The 19117-nt window shown below is 54.6% G+C and carries 21 protein-coding genes; 6 read left to right on the top strand and 15 right to left on the bottom strand.

Annotation, left to right across the window (positions count from 1 at the left end; all coding sequences use genetic code 11):
• Positions 1-71: 71 nt before the first annotated feature.
• The 7 genes from AB8Q18_01925 to AB8Q18_01895 are packed head-to-tail and all read right to left on the bottom strand — an operon-like array spanning position 72 to position 6121.
• Entirely contained in the window at positions 72-1028 is a 957-nt protein-coding gene (locus AB8Q18_01925) for a Gfo/Idh/MocA family oxidoreductase (GenBank protein ID XDZ51829.1), read from the bottom strand.
• Positions 1025-1897 (bottom strand): class III extradiol dioxygenase subunit beta, encoded by an 873-nt coding sequence (locus tag AB8Q18_01920; protein ID XDZ51828.1) that lies wholly within the window; start codon positions 1895-1897, stop codon positions 1025-1027. Before AB8Q18_01920 ends, AB8Q18_01925 begins: the two co-directional genes overlap by 4 nt.
• A complete protein-coding gene (ligA, locus tag AB8Q18_01915; GenBank protein XDZ51827.1) occupies positions 1897-2286 on the bottom strand; it encodes a protocatechuate 4,5-dioxygenase subunit alpha in 390 nt (129 codons plus the stop codon). The genes AB8Q18_01920 and ligA overlap by 1 nt, the downstream gene beginning before the upstream one ends.
• 23 nt (positions 2287-2309) lie before the next feature.
• Positions 2310-3227 carry an amidohydrolase family protein gene (locus AB8Q18_01910; GenBank protein ID XDZ51826.1) on the bottom strand — a complete coding sequence of 306 codons (918 nt, stop codon included), beginning with the start codon at positions 3225-3227 and terminating at the stop codon, positions 2310-2312.
• A gap of 15 nt (positions 3228-3242) precedes the next feature.
• On the bottom strand, positions 3243-3941 hold the full coding sequence (gene ligK / locus AB8Q18_01905; protein ID XDZ51825.1) for a 4-carboxy-4-hydroxy-2-oxoadipate aldolase/oxaloacetate decarboxylase: 699 nt from the start codon (positions 3939-3941) through the stop codon (positions 3243-3245).
• Complete coding sequence (locus tag AB8Q18_01900) at positions 3942-4973, bottom strand: amidohydrolase family protein (GenBank protein ID XDZ51824.1); 1032 nt, start codon at positions 4971-4973, stop codon at positions 3942-3944. It lies immediately after the preceding gene.
• 29 nt (positions 4974-5002) lie between these two features.
• Positions 5003-6121: a 4-oxalomesaconate tautomerase gene (locus AB8Q18_01895; GenBank protein XDZ51823.1), complete on the bottom strand. Its 1119-nt coding sequence runs from the start codon at positions 6119-6121 to the stop codon at positions 5003-5005.
• Positions 6122-6303: 182 nt separating this feature from the next.
• On the opposite strand from AB8Q18_01895, the gene AB8Q18_01890 reads away from it, so the two are divergent.
• Positions 6304-7218, top strand: coding sequence for a LysR family transcriptional regulator (locus AB8Q18_01890; protein ID XDZ51822.1), 915 nt, complete (start codon positions 6304-6306; stop codon positions 7216-7218).
• 45 nt (positions 7219-7263) lie between these two features.
• Here AB8Q18_01890 and AB8Q18_01885 read toward each other — a convergent pair whose 3' ends face one another.
• From AB8Q18_01885 to AB8Q18_01870, 4 genes are all read right to left on the bottom strand, one after another.
• Complete coding sequence (locus tag AB8Q18_01885; GenBank protein ID XDZ51821.1) at positions 7264-8421, bottom strand: polyamine ABC transporter substrate-binding protein; 1158 nt, start codon at positions 8419-8421, stop codon at positions 7264-7266.
• Positions 8422-8650: 229 nt separating this feature from the next.
• Positions 8651-9412, bottom strand: a complete 762-nt coding sequence (locus tag AB8Q18_01880) for a class I SAM-dependent methyltransferase (GenBank protein ID XDZ51820.1) — start codon at positions 9410-9412, stop codon at positions 8651-8653.
• Between the two features lie 138 nt (positions 9413-9550).
• Positions 9551-10708: a polyamine ABC transporter substrate-binding protein gene (locus AB8Q18_01875; protein XDZ51819.1), complete on the bottom strand. Its 1158-nt coding sequence runs from the start codon at positions 10706-10708 to the stop codon at positions 9551-9553.
• Positions 10709-10921: 213 nt separating this feature from the next.
• Complete coding sequence (locus tag AB8Q18_01870) at positions 10922-12040, bottom strand: polyamine ABC transporter substrate-binding protein (protein XDZ51818.1); 1119 nt, start codon at positions 12038-12040, stop codon at positions 10922-10924.
• 235 nt (positions 12041-12275) lie between these two features.
• On the opposite strand from AB8Q18_01870, the gene AB8Q18_01865 reads away from it, so the two are divergent.
• The 4 genes from AB8Q18_01865 to AB8Q18_01850 all read left to right on the top strand — a co-directional run bounded on the left by AB8Q18_01865 (position 12276) and on the right by AB8Q18_01850 (position 16288).
• Positions 12276-12803, top strand: a complete 528-nt coding sequence (locus tag AB8Q18_01865; protein ID XDZ51817.1) for an RNA pyrophosphohydrolase — start codon at positions 12276-12278, stop codon at positions 12801-12803.
• A 45-nt stretch (positions 12804-12848) separates the two neighbouring features.
• The gene (locus AB8Q18_01860) at positions 12849-14828 is read left to right on the top strand and encodes a DNA topoisomerase IV subunit B (protein ID XDZ51816.1); all 1980 of its coding nucleotides are present in this window, start codon (positions 12849-12851) and stop codon (positions 14826-14828) included.
• A 90-nt stretch (positions 14829-14918) separates the two neighbouring features.
• Positions 14919-15800: a folate-binding protein YgfZ gene (locus tag AB8Q18_01855; GenBank protein ID XDZ51815.1), complete on the top strand. Its 882-nt coding sequence runs from the start codon at positions 14919-14921 to the stop codon at positions 15798-15800.
• Complete coding sequence (locus AB8Q18_01850; protein ID XDZ51814.1) at positions 15797-16288, top strand: DUF4442 domain-containing protein; 492 nt, start codon at positions 15797-15799, stop codon at positions 16286-16288. The genes AB8Q18_01855 and AB8Q18_01850 overlap by 4 nt, the downstream gene beginning before the upstream one ends.
• Positions 16289-16354: 66 nt before the next feature.
• Here AB8Q18_01850 and AB8Q18_01845 read toward each other — a convergent pair whose 3' ends face one another.
• Genes AB8Q18_01845 through AB8Q18_01830 form a run of 4 tightly spaced genes read right to left on the bottom strand, consistent with a single transcriptional unit; the run spans position 16355 to position 17970 of the window.
• The gene (locus AB8Q18_01845) at positions 16355-16792 is read right to left on the bottom strand and encodes an OsmC family protein (protein XDZ51813.1); all 438 of its coding nucleotides are present in this window, start codon (positions 16790-16792) and stop codon (positions 16355-16357) included.
• A gap of 15 nt (positions 16793-16807) precedes the next feature.
• A complete protein-coding gene (locus AB8Q18_01840) occupies positions 16808-17227 on the bottom strand; it encodes a DUF6691 family protein (GenBank protein ID XDZ51812.1) in 420 nt (139 codons plus the stop codon).
• A gap of 13 nt (positions 17228-17240) precedes the next feature.
• Positions 17241-17648 carry a YeeE/YedE family protein gene (locus tag AB8Q18_01835; protein ID XDZ51811.1) on the bottom strand — a complete coding sequence of 136 codons (408 nt, stop codon included), beginning with the start codon at positions 17646-17648 and terminating at the stop codon, positions 17241-17243.
• Between the two features lie 4 nt (positions 17649-17652).
• Positions 17653-17970 (bottom strand): ArsR/SmtB family transcription factor, encoded by a 318-nt coding sequence (locus AB8Q18_01830; protein ID XDZ51810.1) that lies wholly within the window; start codon positions 17968-17970, stop codon positions 17653-17655.
• Positions 17971-18099: 129 nt separating this feature from the next.
• On the opposite strand from AB8Q18_01830, the gene tsaD reads away from it, so the two are divergent.
• Positions 18100-19113 (top strand): tRNA (adenosine(37)-N6)-threonylcarbamoyltransferase complex transferase subunit TsaD, encoded by a 1014-nt coding sequence (gene tsaD / locus AB8Q18_01825; GenBank protein XDZ51809.1) that lies wholly within the window; start codon positions 18100-18102, stop codon positions 19111-19113.
• The last annotated feature ends 4 nt before the right edge of the window (positions 19114-19117 follow it).

Raw genomic sequence — 19117 nt, 5'->3', positions numbered from 1 at the left:
TCCTGTCCCTCTGTGCCCACCTGTCCACCCTAAGGCGGCCCCAAAACGGTGGCCAGATACCTTTATGCCCTTCAGGCGTCAAGCTGCCGCGCCAGATCGGCCAAAACGCGATAACACTGAATCACGCTGGCAACGCTGGCATTAGGCGATCGGCCCTCACGAATGGCGTTAAAAAATTCACGGTCCTGTAATTCAATGCCGTTCATCGACACGTCAACTTGGCTGACGTCAATGGCCTGCTCATGGCCATCCACCAAATCATCATAGCGTGCCACATAAGTACCGTGATCACAAATATAGCGGAAAAACGTACCCAAAGGGCCATCGTTATTAAACGACAGCGACAGGGTACAAATGGCGCCATTGCGGGCTTTTAGCTGGATGGACATATCCATGGCAATGCCCAGTTCTGGATGAATCGGCCCTTGAATGGCGTGGGCCTGAACCACTGGCTCACCGGTTTGATATTGGAACAAATCCACTGTATGCGCGGCGTGGTGCCACAGTAGATGATCGGTCCAAGAACGTGGCTCACCTAAAGCATTGATGTTTTGACGCCGAAAGAAATAGGTTTGAACGTCCATCTGCTGCAGGCTTAACGCCTTTTTTTGAATTTTATGGTGTAGCCACTGATGCGAGGGGTTAAAACGGCGCGTGTGTCCCACCATCGCCACCAGCTGCGGCTGTGCCTGCGTCAGCTGCCACACCTCATCGGCGTCGGCCCAGCTGTCGGCCAGCGGAATTTCAACTTCGACGTGTTTGCCCGCGCGCAAGCACTGCAAGGTTTGGGCCGCATGCATCTGCGTCGGCGTACACAAAATCACCGCATCTACTTCAGGCATGGCCAAGGTTTCGGCTAAATCATCGGTATGGTGAGCCACACCATAGGCTGCGGCCACTTTTTGGGCCGATGCTTGATCCTTGCTAACAATGGACACCACAGCCACGTGTTCGATGTTTTGAATCGCCTCTAGGTGTTTGATCCCAAAGGCCCCCGTACCCACTAGGGCAACGTTGATGGTTTTCATGCGTGATTCCCTTTAAGTTGAGGTGATTGATCTTCTAAAATCAAATGGCCCACAGCAGTATTAGACGCCGGGACGTGATAAAAGCGGTGCACGACCTTAGGCGTGGCATCTAAATTCATCGCCCCTCGCGCAATCAGCCACATCACCAGCTCAATGCCTTCAGAGCCAGCTTCTTGCACATAGTCTAGATGTGGTTTTTTAGAAAGGCCCTCTGGGTCGGCCACTAATTGATCCAAAAAGGCCGTATCCCATGACTCATTGATGAGGCCGGCGCGCGGGCCTTGCAGCTGGTGGCTCATGCCCCCGGTGCCCCAAATATGGACGTTTAAATCTTCACCATAGCTTGCGACGGCGCGGCGGATGGCCTGGCCGAGGGCAAAGCAGCGTGCGCCAGAGGGCACGGGATATTGCACGACATTGACGTGTAGTGGAATGACGGCGCAAGGCCATTTTGCTACTTGACCAAACATCAGCGACATCGGCACGGTCAAGCCGTGGTCTACCGGCAGTTCGTTGGCAATGGTTAAGTCAAAATCTTCGCGAATCAAAGACTGGGCAATATGGGCCGCCAATTCTGGATGGCCCACCACCTCAGGCACAGGCCTCGGCCCCCAGCCCTCGTCCGCGATGGCAAAACGCTCGGCCGTGCCGAGGGCAAAGGTTGGGATTAAATTGAGGCTAAAGGCATTGGCATGGTCGTTGTACACTAGGAACACCACGTCGGGCCGGTTGGCTTTTTGCCACGCACGAGAGGCCTCATAGCCTTGAAACACTTTTTGCCAATACGGCTCATGACTTTTGCCTAAGTCTAAGGCGGCGCCGATGGCGGGAATGTGCGACGTGTAGACGCTGGCGGTGATTTTGGCCATTACGATTCTCCTCCTGCCGTGGGCTTAGGTTCTGGCTTACGCCCGCCCGCAATCATCATGTCGCGGTAGGCTTCTTCCGTCATGCCGGTCATGCTGCCCGCCATTTGCTGAAAAGACAGGCCATCGGTGGCGCCGATTTTGGCCAAAAAGTAAATATTGCCGCCAAGGGCTAAGCATTGGTTTAAATCACGCGCCATCACTGCGTCTTTTTGCGCCTGCGTCATCGGCCATTCGTTTAAGTAGGCGCGCTCATCTGCCTTAAAGCGGGCGCGGTTTTCCGGCGTCATCAGCGACATGCAAAACTGATTCAGATGAAACCCCTTACGGGACTGTTCGGCATCAAAAATCGTGGTGCCGGGGATGTTTTTATAGGCTTGATCATCAGACACAGCATTCTCCTTTGTATGGTCACTCAACCGAGCTCTGGCCAGTAGAGGCGTAGCGGATTGGTCACCAATAATTGTTGTTGTAACGCCTCGGTGGGGGCTATTTGCGGAATGTAATCCACCAATAGGCCATCATCGGGCATATGGTCTTTTAAATTCGGGTGCGGCCAGTCGGTGCCAAACAACACCCGATCCGAAAAAGTGGCCACCACATGGCGGGCAAACGGCACCACGTCGGCATAGGCATATTGCTCGCCATTCAAAGCCTTAGGCCCACTCATGCTTAAGCGCTCTGGACAAGATACTTTACTCCATATATTGGGGTGTTCCTGTATCAGGCGCACAAACAAAGCAAACTCAGGCCCGTCTAACGGCAAGCTCACGTCGGGGCGCCCCATATGATCGACCACCACCACGGTAGGCAAGGCAGTGAAAAAATCCCACAGTTCAGGCAAATCCACCGCTTCAAAATACACCACAATGTGCCAGCCCAAGGGCGCAATGCGTTCAGCTATCGCTAATAGCTCAGCCTTAGGGGTAAAGTCGACTAGGCGCTTCACAAAATTAAACCGCACGCCGCGCACGCCGGCCGCGTGCAGCGCCTCTAGTTCCGCGTCGCTGATGTTTGGCTTCACCGTGGCCACACCGCGAGCAAGGCCATCGGCAGCCATTAACGCATCCACCAAAGCGCTGTTGTCGGCGCCGTGGCACGTCGCCTGAACAATGACGTTGCGGCTAAAGCCGAGCCGATCACGTAGCGCAAACAGCTGGGCTTTAGACGCATCACAAGGCGTGTATTTACGCTCTGGCGCATAGGGAAACTCAGCCGCCGGCCCAAACACATGGCAATGGGCGTCAACGGCGCCGTCTGGCAGTTGAAACTGAGGTCGGCTCGGGTTAGGGTAAAAAGGCAGCCAGCCTGGGGTGATCTCGGTTATTGCCATCAATCAGCTTCCTTTTTAGTCAATATAGGTAAGGCCCGCTTGGGCCAATGATTCACGCATCTGGTAGTAATCTAGCCCCAAGGTGCCACTGGCAAACAGCGCCCGCTTATCCGCCTCATTGGCCTCGCGCTTTTGCGCCGCTGCGGCGATCTGCATGGCCTTAGCCGCTGGCACCACCACCACGCCGTCGGCATCGGCAATGATGACGTCGCCCGGCTCAACCAAGGCGCCGGCGCACACCACAGGAATATTCACCGAACCTAAAGTGGCCTTAATCGTGCCCTTAGCGTGAATGGCACGGCTAAACACCGGAAAGCCCATTTCGGTGAGGTCGACCACGTCGCGCACGCCGCCATCGATGACCAACCCCACGGCTCCCTGGGCGCGAAACGAGGTTGCCAAGAGGTCGCCAAAAAAGCCGTCTTCGTTGTCCGTGGTGCAGGCTGCCACGACAACGTCGCCAGGACGAATCTGCTCCGCCGCCACGTGCATCATCCAGTTATCGCCCGGCTGTAGCAGCACCGTCACCGCCGTACCGCACAGCCTTGCCTGTGGATAAATCGGCCGCAAATAAGGCTTCATTAAGCCGACTCGGCCCATCGCTTCGTGAATCGTGGCGCTGCCAAACTGGGCCAAAATCGCCACCGCCTGAGGGTCGGCGCGGTCAATGTGTTGCTTGACCACCCCCAGCTGATTTAAGAGTGAACGAGACATTTAGCATCCTTTCGCTTTGAGCTGTGCATCGACGCGCGTAAACACGCGGCGGGTATTGGCTTCATAAACTTGATGGCGCGCAGCGGCGCTTAAGTCAGCCGCTTCGATATAACGCTTGGTGTCGTCAAAATAATAGCCGCTACGCGGGTCGATGCCGCGCACCGCACCAATCATTTCGGACGCAAATAAAATATTGTCGACGGGGATCACCTTGGTCAATAAATCAATCCCGTCTTGGTGATACACGCAGGTATCAAAGAAAATATTGTTTAATAAGTGGCTCTCTAGCTCGGGTTTTTTCAATACCTGCGCCAGACCTCGAAAGCGGCCCCAGTGGTAGGGCACGGCACCGCCACCGTGGGGGATTAAAAACTTTAAGGTGGGAAAGTCTTTGAACAAATCACCGCTGAGGCACTGCATAAAGGCCGTGGTGCCGGCGTTTAAATAATGCGCGCCCGTGGTGTGAAAACAGTCGTTGCAGCTGGTGCTCACGTGAATCATGGCTGGCAGGTCATACTCAACCATTTTTTCATACAGCGGATACCAGTAATGATCGGTTAAGGGCGGCGACGTCCAATGACCGCCAGAAGGATCAGGGTTTAAGTTCAAGGCCACGTTACCGTATTCATGCACGCATTTTTCTAACTCGGGCAAACAGCTTTCAATCGGCACGCCTGGCGACTGCGGCAGCATGGCCGCCGGCATAAAGCGATCGGGAAACAGCTGCGCCACGCGGTAACACAACTCATTACACAGCGCCGCCCACGTTGCCGACACCTCAAAGTCGCCAATGTGGTGGGCCATAAAACTGGCACGCGGCGAAAAAATCGTCAGGTCTGAGCCACGTTCGTTCATCAGACGCAGCTGATTGGTTTCGATGCTTTCGCGAATGTCATCGTCGCTGATGACTAAGTCTGATGCTCTAGGCTTGAGGCTAGGCTGCGTGATGCCGGCAATCTGCTGCTCACGCCAGCGCGCCAACGCCTCAGGCGCCGTGGTGTAATGCCCGTGGCAATCAATAATTAAACTCATTTTTTCTCCTTGATCAAACGAATGCGCGTCTAGGTCTGGCTACTGGCCAAAACGCTGACTTCGCCCTTCATGATTAATCTGGCGGTACGCAGCAAGGCTGCACCCACCACCGTTGTCTGGCCGTTGCCATCCTCGGCCAAGCTCAACGCCACGCTGAATTCGCCGCTGGGGTGTTCAATCGACAATAGGGGGGACAGCGTCTTAGCAACACCGCCTTGGCTGAGGCCGTAGGCAATCGACTCAGGTAACACGCAGGCCGTAGCTACCGTCACCGCCGCCAGCACGCCGATGGCTTCGTGGCAAACGTGAGGAATAAAGCAGCGGGTGTTGATTGCCCCGCTCTGCTGTGGCGGCGACAACAGGCACATCTTGGGATAATTTTTAGCGCCCACATCGCCTAAGCCCATCTGTTGGGCTGCCATCAGGCGTAGCGCCTCCAGCCGTTCTTTCAAGACTTTATCGGCGTTCAACTCAGCCACGCCCTCTTGGCCGTTACAGCCAAAGTCTGTTGCGCGCACCAACACCATCGGCATGCCGTTATCGATGCAGGTCGCCTCAATACGCCCAAGGTTCGGCACGTCAAATACGTTCAGCGCTTGGCCTGTGGGCAAAAGGCTGCCGCACACCGATCCAGCCGTATCCAAAAAGCGGATGTGAATCGGCGCACTCACGCCAGGCACGCCGTCAATACGCGCCTCACCCTCATAATTGATGACGCCATTAGGCGTGTGTACGGTGATGTCGCTGAGCATGCCGGTGTTTTCGGTCAATACCCGCACCGTGGTGTGCTCACCCCGAGCCTGAATCAAGCCGCTCTCTAGGGCAAACGGCACCACGGCCGCCAGCATATTGCCGCAGTTAGGCGTGGTGTCGACACGGTCGGATTCGGGCTGTAATTGGGCAAAGAGAAAATGTAGGTCGGCACCGGTTTGGGCTAAATCCCCAAGCGACACCATGCCCACCTTGCTGGTGAGGGCATGCCCACCGCCTAGCCCATCAATTTGGCGACGATCAGGCGAGCCCATTATCGCCAACAGCAGTTGGTCACGAGCAGGGCCAGCAGGCGGCAGATCGGCCAGATTAAAAAATGGCCCTTTAGACGTGCCGCCGCGCATGAGGCAGCAAGGCACGGTGAGTTGTTGTGGCATCAGCATCACCTTCAGCAAATATAAGTGGATGGGGCTGTGTCGAAGCCGACACACTTCCCCCCAGAGCTGATGACCATCTTATGAAATTACGCTATGCTTATAAATATAAAAACAAGACTAGTAGATAGTACAAAAATGCATAACTACAAAAACAGATTCAGACAGAGAAACGGAGAATGACCATGCTGAACGATCCCCCAATGGACCTCAAGCAGTTGCGGTATTTCACCCACGTCGCCGAAATGGGCAGCTTCACCAAGGCCGCGCACTTCTTAGACATCGCCCAACCGATTTTAAGCCGCCAAATTCGCCGCCTTGAAGTCGACCTACACCAAAACCTACTCATCCGTAACGGCCGCGGCGTGACCCTAACCGATGCAGGCAAGGTGCTGTTAGAACACTGTCGCGGCATCTTACATCAAGTTGAACGCGCCCATGAGGCCGTCACCCAAGGCCAGCTATCAGGCCGCGTCACCATTGGCCTACCGCCGACCATGGCCAAGCTTTTAGCCGTCCCGCTTACCCGCGCTTTTCGTCAGCAGCTGCCCCACGCCAGCCTAATCATCATGGAAGGCTTAACCTCTGTCATCGAAGAAGGCCTGTTGACTGGCCGCCTCGACATGGGCCTTTTGCACAATCCAGCGTTTTCGCCCGACCTTGAGATCAGCCTCTTAGCCAAAGATCATCTGTGCCTCATTGCCCCCAGCGGCGATGTGGCCCTACGCGGCCAAACCGACTTTCAACTCAGCGACGTCGCCAGCCTGCCTTTAATTTTACCCAGCCACCCCAACAGCTATCGCATGCTGGTCGAAGTGGAAATGGCCAAAATCGGCTGTAAGCCCAACACCATTTTGGAAATGAACAGCGTCAACACCATCTTAGAGCTGGTGTGCGAAGGCATGGGCTACGCCATTTTGTCGCGCCAAACGCTGGCCTTGGTGGCTAATCCAGAGAAGCTCAGCGCCTACCCAATTGCGTCGCCGCAGCTGGTCAACAAGCTATTCATGGCCACCTCCAATAAGCGCATCATGACCCAAACCCAAAAAACCATGCACGACATCATCGAAGCGCTGTGCCTCACGGCCACAGCCGATTAACCCGAAAAAAAAGCCAGCGAACGCTGGCTTTCCTTGTGGCTAAATTTATTTACCGGATTTGAGCTGCTGCCACAGGCGCACGCTGTATTTCACCGTTTCGGGGTCTTTTTGCAGCAGCATAAAGCTGTTTTTTAAGACATCGTCGGTGGGGAAAATAGACGGCTCATTGACAAACTCAGGCTTCATCAAATCCTTGGCCGGTACGCTAGACGGTGCATAGCTGACAAAGTCGCCATTTTTAGCCGCCACTTTAGGATCAAGCGCATCGTTGATGTAGGCATAGGCATTGTCGAGGTTTTTCGCATCCACCGGCAGCATGAACGAATCCACCCACAGGCCCACACCAGCCTTAGGCGCAAACACCTTCAGCTTCACGCCATTTTTAGCCTCTTCGGCGCGGCGTTGGGCAATGTGGATGTCGCCGCCATAGCCTAAAGTCACGCATAAATCGCCGCGCGCCATGTCGTCGATGTAGCCAGATGAGCTAAAGCGCTTAATGTAAGGCCGTACCTTACCCATCATGTCGACGGCGGCCATTAAGTCGTCTTTATTATTGCTCTGAGGGTCTTTACCCATATGATTCAGCGCAATCGGTAGCACTTCATACTGGCTGTCTAAGATGCTGATGCCGCAGCTTTGCAACTTTTTCGCATAGTCGGGGTTAAACACCAAATCCCACTCATTCTCGGGCATGGGCATGTCGCCTAAGGCGGCCTTCACTTTATCTACGTTGATGCCAATCGTGTTCATGCCCCAGAAAAAGGGCACGGCGTACTGATTACCCGGGTCGGCCACAGCCATTTTCTCCAGCAGTACGGGGCTGATCAGGCTGTAATTGGGAATTTTGCTTTTATCCAGCTTTTGGTAGGCACCGGCCTGAATTTGGCGGCCCACAAAGCCAATGGTCGGAGCCACAATGTCGTAGCCAGACTTACCGGTCAACACCTTGCCTTCTAAGGCCTCGTTGCTGTCGTAATAGTCGTAGCGAATGGTGAGGTTATGGGCCTTCCCAAAGTCGGCCACGGTTTGTGGATCGACATAGTCAGACCAGTTGTAAATATTCAGGAAACCACCATCAGCGGTGGTGGCAGGCGGATCGGTGCCGTCGGTGCTAGGCGCCGGCGCCGCCGGCTGGGATTCACCGCCACAGGCGGCCAAAAAAAGCGACAGTATTGCCGTCATCATGATGGATTTATGCGTCATGCTTGTTTCTCCTCGATTGTTTCTCACACACGGATGGGTTCATGCCGACAAAGGGCAGACCGTTTATATGATTCACCAGCGCTACAACGTTTCGATTCAACAACCACTTCACTCTAGCATGCTTTAAATTGCCATCAATATAATTTAGTAAGAAAACGCAGCCCCTGTCATCAAAGTGTGGGTAAAAACAGACGTCACAACAAGCCCTTAAGGCCGTCAAAACGCCTTATCAAGATTTTTTGACCTCACCCCAATACACTTCAGCATCATAATTAAACGCCACTTTCCCACCTCGTTGATGGGTACAGAACGACTCGTATAGGGCTTGCTCAAATTCGGAGAATGCCGCCGTATCGGCCGCAGGCACATAGGAGCTAGACAGCGCCCGCCCTTTTAAGCCTGCATAGTCAAACAGCTGCTGATTGGTAAACACCCGCTTAGTGAACGGCCCATCGAAGCAGGCTTGGATGTCGGCTTGACGCAAATGCTGATGGTTGATTTCGGTATAGTCGGTGCCATAGGTTTGCAGCAGCGCCTCGTAGGTGCGTAAAAACGGCGTGTCCATAAGCCGATTATTCCACACCAGCACCACTTTACCGCCTGGCTTCAAAATACGTTGAAACTCAGGAATGGCTAAGTCGCGATCCACCCAGTGATAAGCCTGAGCCATGGTCACCACATCCACCGAAGCCGGCGGCAAACCCGTGGCTTCCGCACGCCCTTGCACCGACAGCCAATTAGGCGCCGCGGCTAACAGCGTTTCGGCCGCTTGACGCATGCCTTCATTGGGCTCTACGGCATACACCTGCGCCACCTGATCCAGCAACAGGCCCGTAAAAATACCCGTACCGGACCCAATATCGGCCACCACGGCGGTGGCGTCCACGCCCACCTCTTCGGCCAAATACGCCATTAAAGCATGGGGGTAGCTGGGCCGATATTTAATGTAGTCGGTGACTCTACTGCCAAAACGTTGGGTGCTGTCGTTCATAACCTCATCCTTATCTTTTAGGGCCATCGGTTTAACCGCTTTGCCCTATCATGAACGCAAGCCAAGCCGACGTCGAGCGTTCATGATAAAAAAAACCCCGCCAAGGCGGGGTTTTTGATTAAAGCAGCATGTGCATGCTTACTTCTGGCCTGATTTCAAGCCTTGCCACTGCTTCACGCTGTAGCGAACCATTTTGGGCTCTTTAGGCAACATCACAAAGCCATTTTTCATGTCGTCATCGCTTGGGAAAATCGAACGATCTTGTGAGAACTGTTTGTCCATCAGCGCCTTAGCAGGCGTACTAGAAGGAGCATAGGTCACAAAATCACCGTTTTTCGCCGCAACCTTAGGCTCTAAGGCATTGTTGATGTAGGCATAGGCATTGTCTAGATTTTGCGCGTCCACCGGAATGGCAAACGAATCAATCCACACGCCAAAGCCGGTTTTTGGCACCAATACCGATAGCTTCACGCCATTATTGGTTTCTTCGGCACGACGCTTGGCAATGTTCAAATCACCACCGTAGCCCACCGCCACGCATAGGTCGCCACGGGCCATGTCGTCGATGTAGCCTGACGAGCTAAAGCGCTTGATGAAGGGACGCACTTTACGCAACATCTCAGTGGCCTGATCAAGGTCTTCTTTCTCACTGCTTTGTGGGTCCACGCCCACGTAGTTCATCGCCACTGGGTACATTTCGAACGGGCTGTCTAATAGGCTGATACCGCAGCTTTTCAGCTTTTGCGCATACTCAGGATTAAACACCAAGTCCCATTCATTGTCCGGCAATTTATCCGTACCCAAAGCTTCTTTCACTTTGTCGACGTTGATCGCCAAGGTGTTGATGCCCCAGAAGAACGGCACTACGTATTCATTACCAGGGTCGGTCATGGCCATTTTTTCCAACAGCGCAGGACTGATCAACTCATAGTTAGGAATCTTGCTCTTGTCGATTTTTTGGTAGGCACCTGCTTGGATTTGACGACCCACAAAACCATTCGATGGACCCACCAAATCATAGCCAGACTTACCGGTCAACACTTTACCTTCTAAGGTTTCATTGCTGTCATAGTAGTCATAGCGAATTTTCACTTTATGAGCGCGCTCAAAATCGGTGACGGTTTGAGGGTCAACGTAATCAGACCAGTTGTAAATATTCAACACTTTACTTGGGCCAGCGGCCTGGTCGATTGGCTCAGGAGACGGGGCTGGCGCAGCAGCTTGATCTTTATCACCACCACCACAGGCAGCCAAGAATAACGATGTCACAACCGCAAATAGAACTTTCTTTTTCATTATTCCTCCTTGAGGATTTCTTCAAACAAGATACACAGATACAAAAAGCAAACCGAGGCTGTCAACAGCCATGGGCGTCATTAAACGTTTATTTCACGTTTGTGACAAGTATTATTCAAACTTTATGCCCTATTTTTACGCTAGCATGCAGGATGCTCAACGTAAAGGCAACAGTTAAGCTGCCTTTACGTCAAAATCCCACTGCCCTAACAGCTACTTACCACTCTTCACCCGTTGCCATAGGCGCACGGAATGCTTCGCCGTTTCTGGCGCCATCGGCAAGATCACAAAACCCTTAGCCAAGGCTTGGTCGCTGGGGAAAATCGAGTCGTCTTGGGCGTATTCTGGCTGCATTAAAGCCCGAGCCGGTAAGCTAGACGGTGCATAAGTCACAAAGTCGGCGTTTTTCGCCGCCACCTTAGGGTCCAGCATGGCGTTGATGAAGGCATGGGCTTGAGCCACATTTTTGGCGTCGCGCGGAATCGCAAACGTGTCAATCCATACTCCGAAACCGGTTTTAGGCACCAACACCTCAATGTCCACGCCGTTACCCGCGTCAATGGCGCGCCGTTTGGCAATGTTTAAATCGCCACCAAAGCCAATCGCCACACACACGTTGCCACTGGCCATGTCATCGATGTAGCCGCCAGACACAAAGCGTTTCACGTGTTTGCGTACCGCCATCATGGCCTCTGCCGCCCGATCATAGTCGGCTACTTCACGACTGTTTGGATCGGCACCGATGTAGTTCAGTACCAAAGGAAACATCTCTGAAGGCGAATCCAAATAGCTGATGCCGCAGCGCTGTAGCCGCTCGGTGTATTCAGACGCAAACACCAAGTCCCAAGGATTCTCGGGCAGCGGGCCGCCCAAGGCAGCCTTCACCTTATCAACGTTGATCGCCAAGGTGTTGATGCCCCAATAATTGGGCACCACGTATTCATTGCCCGGGTCCACAGCGGTGAGCTTGTCCAACAGCATGGGGTTGATTAAATCATAGTTCGGCAACCAGGCCTTATTCAGCTTCTGGTAGGCACCGGCCTTAATTTGGCGGGGCACAAAATTATCCGAAGGGCCGACTAAGTCGTAGCCTGACTGACCGGTCAACACTTTAGCTTCCAGTATTTCGTTGCTGTCGTAAACGTCGTAACGCACCTTAATCTGCTGCGCTCGGGCAAAATCCGCCACCGTATCCGGGTCGATGTAGTCTGACCAGTTATAAATGTTTAAAACCTGGGCTGGCGCTTTTGGCGTCGCCGTGTCTTTTCCCTCTTGCCCGCAGGCGGCCAGGCTCATTGTGGCGAGCAGGGCCAATAATCGTGCATATTTCATGTTTGCCACCCTAATTTCCGCGATTACTCATCAACTTATGTTAAAAATAGCCTTATGGCCCATTTTTGATGGTGCCCATTAGACGTGGATTTTCCTCGATTGACAAGCCATTATCGGCAAGATTAAAGTAGCATGCCATATGCAAGCCTGATCTAGCGCGGACGAGCTGGTCGTCAACTGTGGCGCAAATGCCTATTTTATGGGAAAATTAACCTTATTTTTGGGCGATTAAATTATGTTAGATAGAGACGGCTATCGCCCCAACGTTGGCATTATTTTAACCAACCAACGCAATGAAGTTTTTTGGGGCAAACGCATCCGCGAGCACTCATGGCAGTTTCCACAAGGCGGCATCAAGCCTGGCGAAAGCCCTGAATCAGCCATGTACCGAGAACTGCTCGAAGAAGTCGGCTTATTGCCGCAACACGTTAAGATCCTCGGCCGTACCCGCGACTGGCTGCGCTACGACGTGCCCAGACATTGGGTTCGCCGCGAATGGCGCGGCTCTTATAAAGGCCAAAAACAAATTTGGTATCTGCTGCGCCTGGTCGGTAAGGAATCGGACGTCTCGCTACGCGCCAGCACGCATCCGGAATTCGATGCCTGGCGCTGGCATGACTATTGGGCACCGATAGAAGAAGTCATCGACTTTAAACGAGATGTTTATGAAGGGGCTTTATTGGAGCTGTCGCGCTTTTTGCGCCACATGGAATCCCTCACCGACTACACCCACCGTTGCCAAGACTCATCATCACAACCTTAAAGGCAGGGTTCTGCTCTGCCGCCTACGGGAAGAAGCGCCATCACTATGACCGACAAACAGTATAACGAAAGCAGCGTCCAGATCTTAAAAGGCCTGGAGCCGGTTAAAGAACGTCCGGGCATGTATACCCGTACCGACAGCCCGACCCACATCTGCCAAGAAGTCATCGACAACGCGGCGGATGAGGCCTTGGGCGGCTACGCCCAAAACGTCGAAGTCGTCATTCACGAAGACGGCTCTTTGAGCGTGTCCGACGACGGTCGCGGCATTCCCGTTGGCCTACACCCGATTGAGCAAATCAGCGTGGTCGAACTGGTGTTTACCCAGCTGCACGCCGGCGGTAAGTTTAATAAAAAAGACGGCGGCGCCTATGCGTTTTCCGGCGGCCTACACGGCGTGGGCGTTTCGGTCACTAACGCTTTAAGCCACCGCTTAGAAGTCACGGTCAAACGCGAAGGCGGCATTTGGCGCATTGTTTTCTCCGGCGGCGACGTCATCGAACCGCTGACCCAAATTGGCAAGTGTGCGGTGAAAGACACCGGCACCACGGTGCGCGTCTGGCCCAACGCCAAGTATTTTGAAAGCGGCCGCTACGTCATCGCCGAATTAGAACGGCTATTGCGCGCCAAGGCCGTGTTGCTGCCCGGCGTAAAGGTGAGCCTGTCGCAAATCGGCAGTGATGGCCTACAGCATGAAAAAACCTGGCATTATCCTAACGGTTTAAAAAGCTATTTATTAGAACTCTGTGACGGTCAGGAAATGGCCGTACCGATTTTTGCCGCCGACAACTACATCGACGACGACCACGAAACCTTCAGCAAAGGCGAAGGCGCAAGTTTTGCCCTCACCTGGATGGAAGAAGGCAACACCGCCCACGAAAGCTACGTCAACCTCATCCCCACCCCCCTAGGCGGCACCCACGAGGCCGGCCTCAAACAGGCCGTCTACCATGCGGTGAACAACTTCATCACCCTACACAATCTATTACCGCGCGGGGTGAAGGTTCAGTCTGACGACGTGTTCAACAAAGTGTCGTTTGTGCTGTCAGCACGCCTATTAGACCCTCAATTCCAAGGCCAAACCAAAGACAAGCTCACCAACCGTGACGCCCTGCGCTTAGTCGCCAGCGTGTCCACCGACCCGATTGAGCTATGGCTTAACCAAAACGTAGACGCCGGTAAGAAAATCGCCGAACTGGCCATTCGCCAAGCGCAGGCCCGCCTGCGTTCGGTGAAGAAAATTGAAAAACGCAAAGGCTCAGGCGTGGCGGTTTTACCGGGCAAGCTGACCGACTGCGAAAGCGAAGACGTGCGTGAGAACGAACTCTTCTTGGTCGAAGGCGATTCGGCCGGCGGTTCAGCTAAGCTGGCCCGCGACAAAGCCACTCAGGCCATTTTGCCGCTACGCGGTAAGGTCTTGAACAGCTTTGAAGTCCATAAAGACCAGCTGTTCTCGAATTCAGAGATTCACGACATTTCTGTGGCCATCGGCGTCGATCCACACGGCCCGAAAGACAACGTCGACCTCAGCGGCCTACGCTATGGCAAAATCGCCATCCTGTCCGATGCCGACGTCGACGGTGCCCACATTCAGGTGCTGCTGCTGACCTTGTTCTATCGCCACTTTCCCAAACTGGTGGCCAACGGCAACATCTACGTGGCGCAACCGCCGCTGTTCCGCGTCGACGTCAACGCCCAGGGCAAAAATAAGCCAGCGCGTAAGCTATACGCCCTCGATCAGCAAGAATTAGACAGCATTCTCGAGCGCCTACAGGCCGAAGGCGTCAAAGACACCGCCTACGCCATCAGCCGCTTTAAAGGCCTGGGCGAGATGAACCCCGACCAGTTAAAAGACACCACCATGCATCCAGACACCCGCCGCTTATTGCAAGTGCGCATCGGCAGCCAAGAGCAGGATCAAACCGACACCCAAAGCACATTCGTGAAGCTAATGGGTAAAGGCGAAGCCGCCAGCCGCCGCGCCTGGATGGAAGAAAAAGGCAATCAAGTCGAAGTTGACGTTTAAGCCTTAGTGGTCAGTGGGTGCGGCCTAGCCGCCCCACCACCCCTCACACGCACCAACGTTGGCGCCAAATGCCGACCATAAGGAAGAATCATGCCCCAAATCCAAAGCAGTTTATTGCCGTTTTTCAGCGTGCTGGCCTTCAGCGGCGAAGAACGCGCCACTTTTTTACACAATCAATTGTCTAACCACATCGAAGACCTAGCCGTCGGCCACGCCTGCTATGCGACTTACAATACGCCTAAAGGCCGCGTCATCGCCAATATGCTGGTGTTAAACACCGGCGATGAGCTGTGGCTGATGGTGGCCAAAGACCTAGCCGAGGCTTTGGCCAAGCGCCTGCGCATGTTCGTGATGCGCGCCAAGGTCAGCATTGATTTAAGCGACGCCCGCGTTGTGGCCGGCCTCACCACCGGCTCCGAGCCCATTCAGGCCGGCGACACGCCGCTGCACCAGTTTGCCGCCCGCCAAGACGATCACGGCTGGCACATCACCCTACCGAATCAATCTGAAGTGATTCTGGGCCTGGCCGACCAAGTTGCCGCCAGCCATGACGCCACCGCTGAAACCGCATGGTGGCGCCAGCAAATCCTCAGCGGCTATCCTTGGGTCAGCCTCGCCACCACCGAAACCTGCGTGGCGCAAATGCTGAACCAAACGGCCTTAGGCGGCGTTCACTTTAAAAAAGGCTGCTACCCCGGCCAAGAAATCATTGCCCGCGCCCACTACCGCGGCCAAGTCAAACGCGGCCTGATGATCGCCCGCGCAGCGCAAGTGATCGAAGCCGGCATGCCGGTACTGCAAGACGGCGCCGATGCCGGCATCGTCATCAACGCCTGTGCCGACGCCAGTGGCTATTTAGCCCTAGCCGTCATCAAACACGGCGCCGCCAACCAAGCCCTCATGGTGAACGATGGCCCGATCGACGCCCAGCAATACTTCTTCAACCTAGAAACCAAGGCAGAAGAAGCATGAGTTTAAGAACCTGGGTATTGGCCAAGCCCAACCGCATGCGCCACGTGATGAATATTTGGCCGCCATTTTTCTTTGCCGGGGTCAAGCTCACGCACATCGCCAACGACTGGCGCACCTGCAAAGTCATCCTCAAGCATCGCCCCTGGACCAAAAACGCCAACGGCACCCAATTTGGCGGCAGCATGTTCGCCATGACCGACCCGATCTACAGCGTTTTGCTAATGGGCGCCTTAAACGACCGCTACTTCGTCTGGGATAAAGCCGCCTCGATTGAATTCATCAAGCCAGGCATTGGCGAAATCTACGTTGAATGCCGCATCACCGACAAACTGATGACGGAAATTCAGCACCACACGCGCAACGGTGAAAAATACTTCCCTGAGGTCGTCGACATCATTTACGACAGCCGCGGCAACGAAGTGGCCAAGCTGCATCGCACCCTTTACGTACGCCTCAAGCCCAAACACCGCCCCGACGTGGTCGACTAGGCCAAACGCCAAAACGCCGTTCTCAAGCATCTGCTTCAGAACGGCGTTTTTTAAACCTAAGCCTACTTAAGCCACAGGCTCATCTACTTTAGGCGGATGAATCGCAAAGCTGTGGCTGATCTTGGCGGCCTTACCCAACATGATCGAAGCCGAACAGTATTTATCTGCCGACAGCTGCACCGCTTTGGCAATGCCGGCCTCAGCCAAGTCGCGACCATACACATCAAAATGAATGTGAATTTCAGTGAAGACGCTGGGCACGGTATCAGCACGCTTGGCTTCTACTTTAGCAACGCAGTCAACGATGTCTTGACGCTGCTTTTTAGCGATTTGCACCACGTCGATGCTGGAACAGCCCGCCATCCCCGCTAACAACAACTCCATCGGCCGTGCGCCGCGATTATGGCCGCCGACCGATGGCGCTGCATCGGTGACAATGCTGTGGCCGCTGCCCGTGGTGGTGAGAAAACACAAACCGTCTACCCATTGTGTGGTGACATTCATTGACGACTCCTTTATTTAGTTTTTATAACGTTGTAATAGATGAAACAAACCCATGCCGGCCAGCATCGCCGCCGCGAACACCACGCCTTGCCACACGCCGCGGCCCAACAGCACCACCGCAGGCCCAGGGCAAATGCCCGCCAAACCCCAGCCCACCCCAAAAATGAGGCCGCCGCCGATGAGGCGCGCATTAATGGGGCCGTTCTTAGGCAGGCTCAAAGCCTCATTTGACCAAGTAAGGGTGCGCTTTTTCGCCAGATAAACGCCCAGGCCAGACAGGCTGAGCGCCCCCAACATCACGGCAGCCAACTCAGGGCGCCAGGCCCCAAATGGGTCTAAAAACCCCTGCACCACGGCTGGATTCGCCATGCCAGACAGTAACAAGCCCAGGCCAAATAATAGGCCAGCCAGCGTCGCCAGCACGATGTGACTCATAAGATACCGCATATTAGGCCCCCATCCAAACATGTTTTAAACCATATACCGTCACCGCACCGGCCAGCATAAAGAGGCCGGTCACCACCATCGAGCGCGGCGACAAGCGGGCCATGCCGCACACGCTGTGGCCGCTGGTGCAGCCCGAACCCATGCTGGCGCCAAAGCCCACCAAGAGCCCCGCTACCACCAGTAGCGGCACCGAACCCGTGACCTCAACCTCAGGCAGCGGCCCAAACAACCGCCACAGCCACGGCGACAGCAATAGACCCAGCATAAAGCACGCCTGCCACAGCGGCAGCCGCGTCGGCGTAAACAGCCCGCGCAGCATGCCGCTGATGCCCATGATTTTGCCCAAGCCCAACAGCACCAAACAGGCGGCCAAGCCGATTAAGGCGCCGCCCAATAAAGCCATGCCCATGCCGCTACTCCTCTCGCAAACGCCCCTCGTCAGGGCAATATAAATCATACAGACACTGCAATAGCGCCTTGATCTTATCGTCGGCAATGCGGTAGTAAATGTGCTTGCCGTCGCGGCGGGTCGCCACCATCTGCTCGCTGCGCAAAACGCCTAGCTGCTGCGACAACGTTGGCTGGACAATGCCAGTCAAGAGCGACAGCTGCCCAACCGACAGCTCTTCTTGGCTCAAATGGCACAATAAAATCAGCCGATCTTCATTCCCCAAGCTTTTCAACACCGCACTGGCCTGGCCGGCTGCGGCGCGCATGATGTCTAAATCCATGCTCCCCCCAATTCAATTAAACAAAATACATTATATTAAAATATATATTAAAACGCCAGTCTTTTACAAAAGCCATTATCAATCAAGCCAAAAAGCGGTAGAATAGCCCTTTTTATTTAGGCAAGTAATATGTTGGTTTTAGGCATAGAATCGTCGTGTGACGAAACCGGTGTGGCGCTCTACGACTTAGAGCAAGGCTTATTGGCCCACCAATTACACACACAAATGGCCATGCACGCCGAATACGGTGGCGTGGTGCCAGAATTGGCCAGCCGAGACCACATTCGTCGTCTGGTGCCGCTGACCCAAGGCTGCCTCAAAGAGGCCGGCGTGACCTTAGCCGACATCGACGCCATTGCCTTTACTCAAGGCCCAGGCTTGGGCGGCGCGCTCTTAGCCGGCGCCAGCTTTGCCAACGCCATGGCCTTTGCCCTCAATAAGCCCGTCATCAGCGTCCACCACCTTGAGGGCCACCTACTGTCGCCGCTCCTCGCCGACGCCCAGCCAGAGTTTCCGTTTATTGCCCTGTTGGTCTCTGGCGGCCACACCCAGTTTATGGCGGTCAAAGCCATTGGCGATTACGCCCTCCTTGGCGAAAGCGTAGACGACGCAGCGGGCGAAGCCTTTGACAAAACCGCTAAGCTCTTAGGCCTGCCTTATCCAGGCGGCGCCAAGCTGTCTGAGCTGGCCGAACAAGGCACGCCTGGGCGCTTTGAGTTTCCGCGCCCGATGAAGCACAGCGGCGACCTCAACATGAGTTTTTCTGGCCTCAAAACCGCCGTACTCACCCAAGTGAATAAGCTCAAAGAGGCCGACGGCGAGATCAGCGAACAAACCCGCTGCGACATTTGCTTAGCCTTCCAGGACGCCGCCGTTGACCTCCTCACCCACAAAGCCAAGCTGGCCTTAAAACAAACCGGCTACCAGAGCCTCGTCGTAGCCGGTGGCGTGGGCGCCAATAAGGCGCTGCGCGCCAGCCTCAACGCCCTTAAAGCCGAGGTATTTTTTCCGCCAATGGCACTGTGCACCGACAACGGCGCCATGATTGCCTTTGCTGGCGCCATGAACCTACAACACGCCCGTGCGCCCGGTGGCTCCTTCACGACCAAGCCGCGCTGGCCACTGACTGAATTGAATAAGTAACCCA

The organism is Neisseriaceae bacterium CLB008, assembly GCA_041228285.1.
In the GTDB taxonomy this organism is placed as follows: domain Bacteria; phylum Pseudomonadota; class Gammaproteobacteria; order Burkholderiales; family Neisseriaceae; genus JAGNPU01.
Note: the sequence above shows the minus strand (reverse complement) of the source record. Positions and strands in the feature narration are given on the sequence as shown.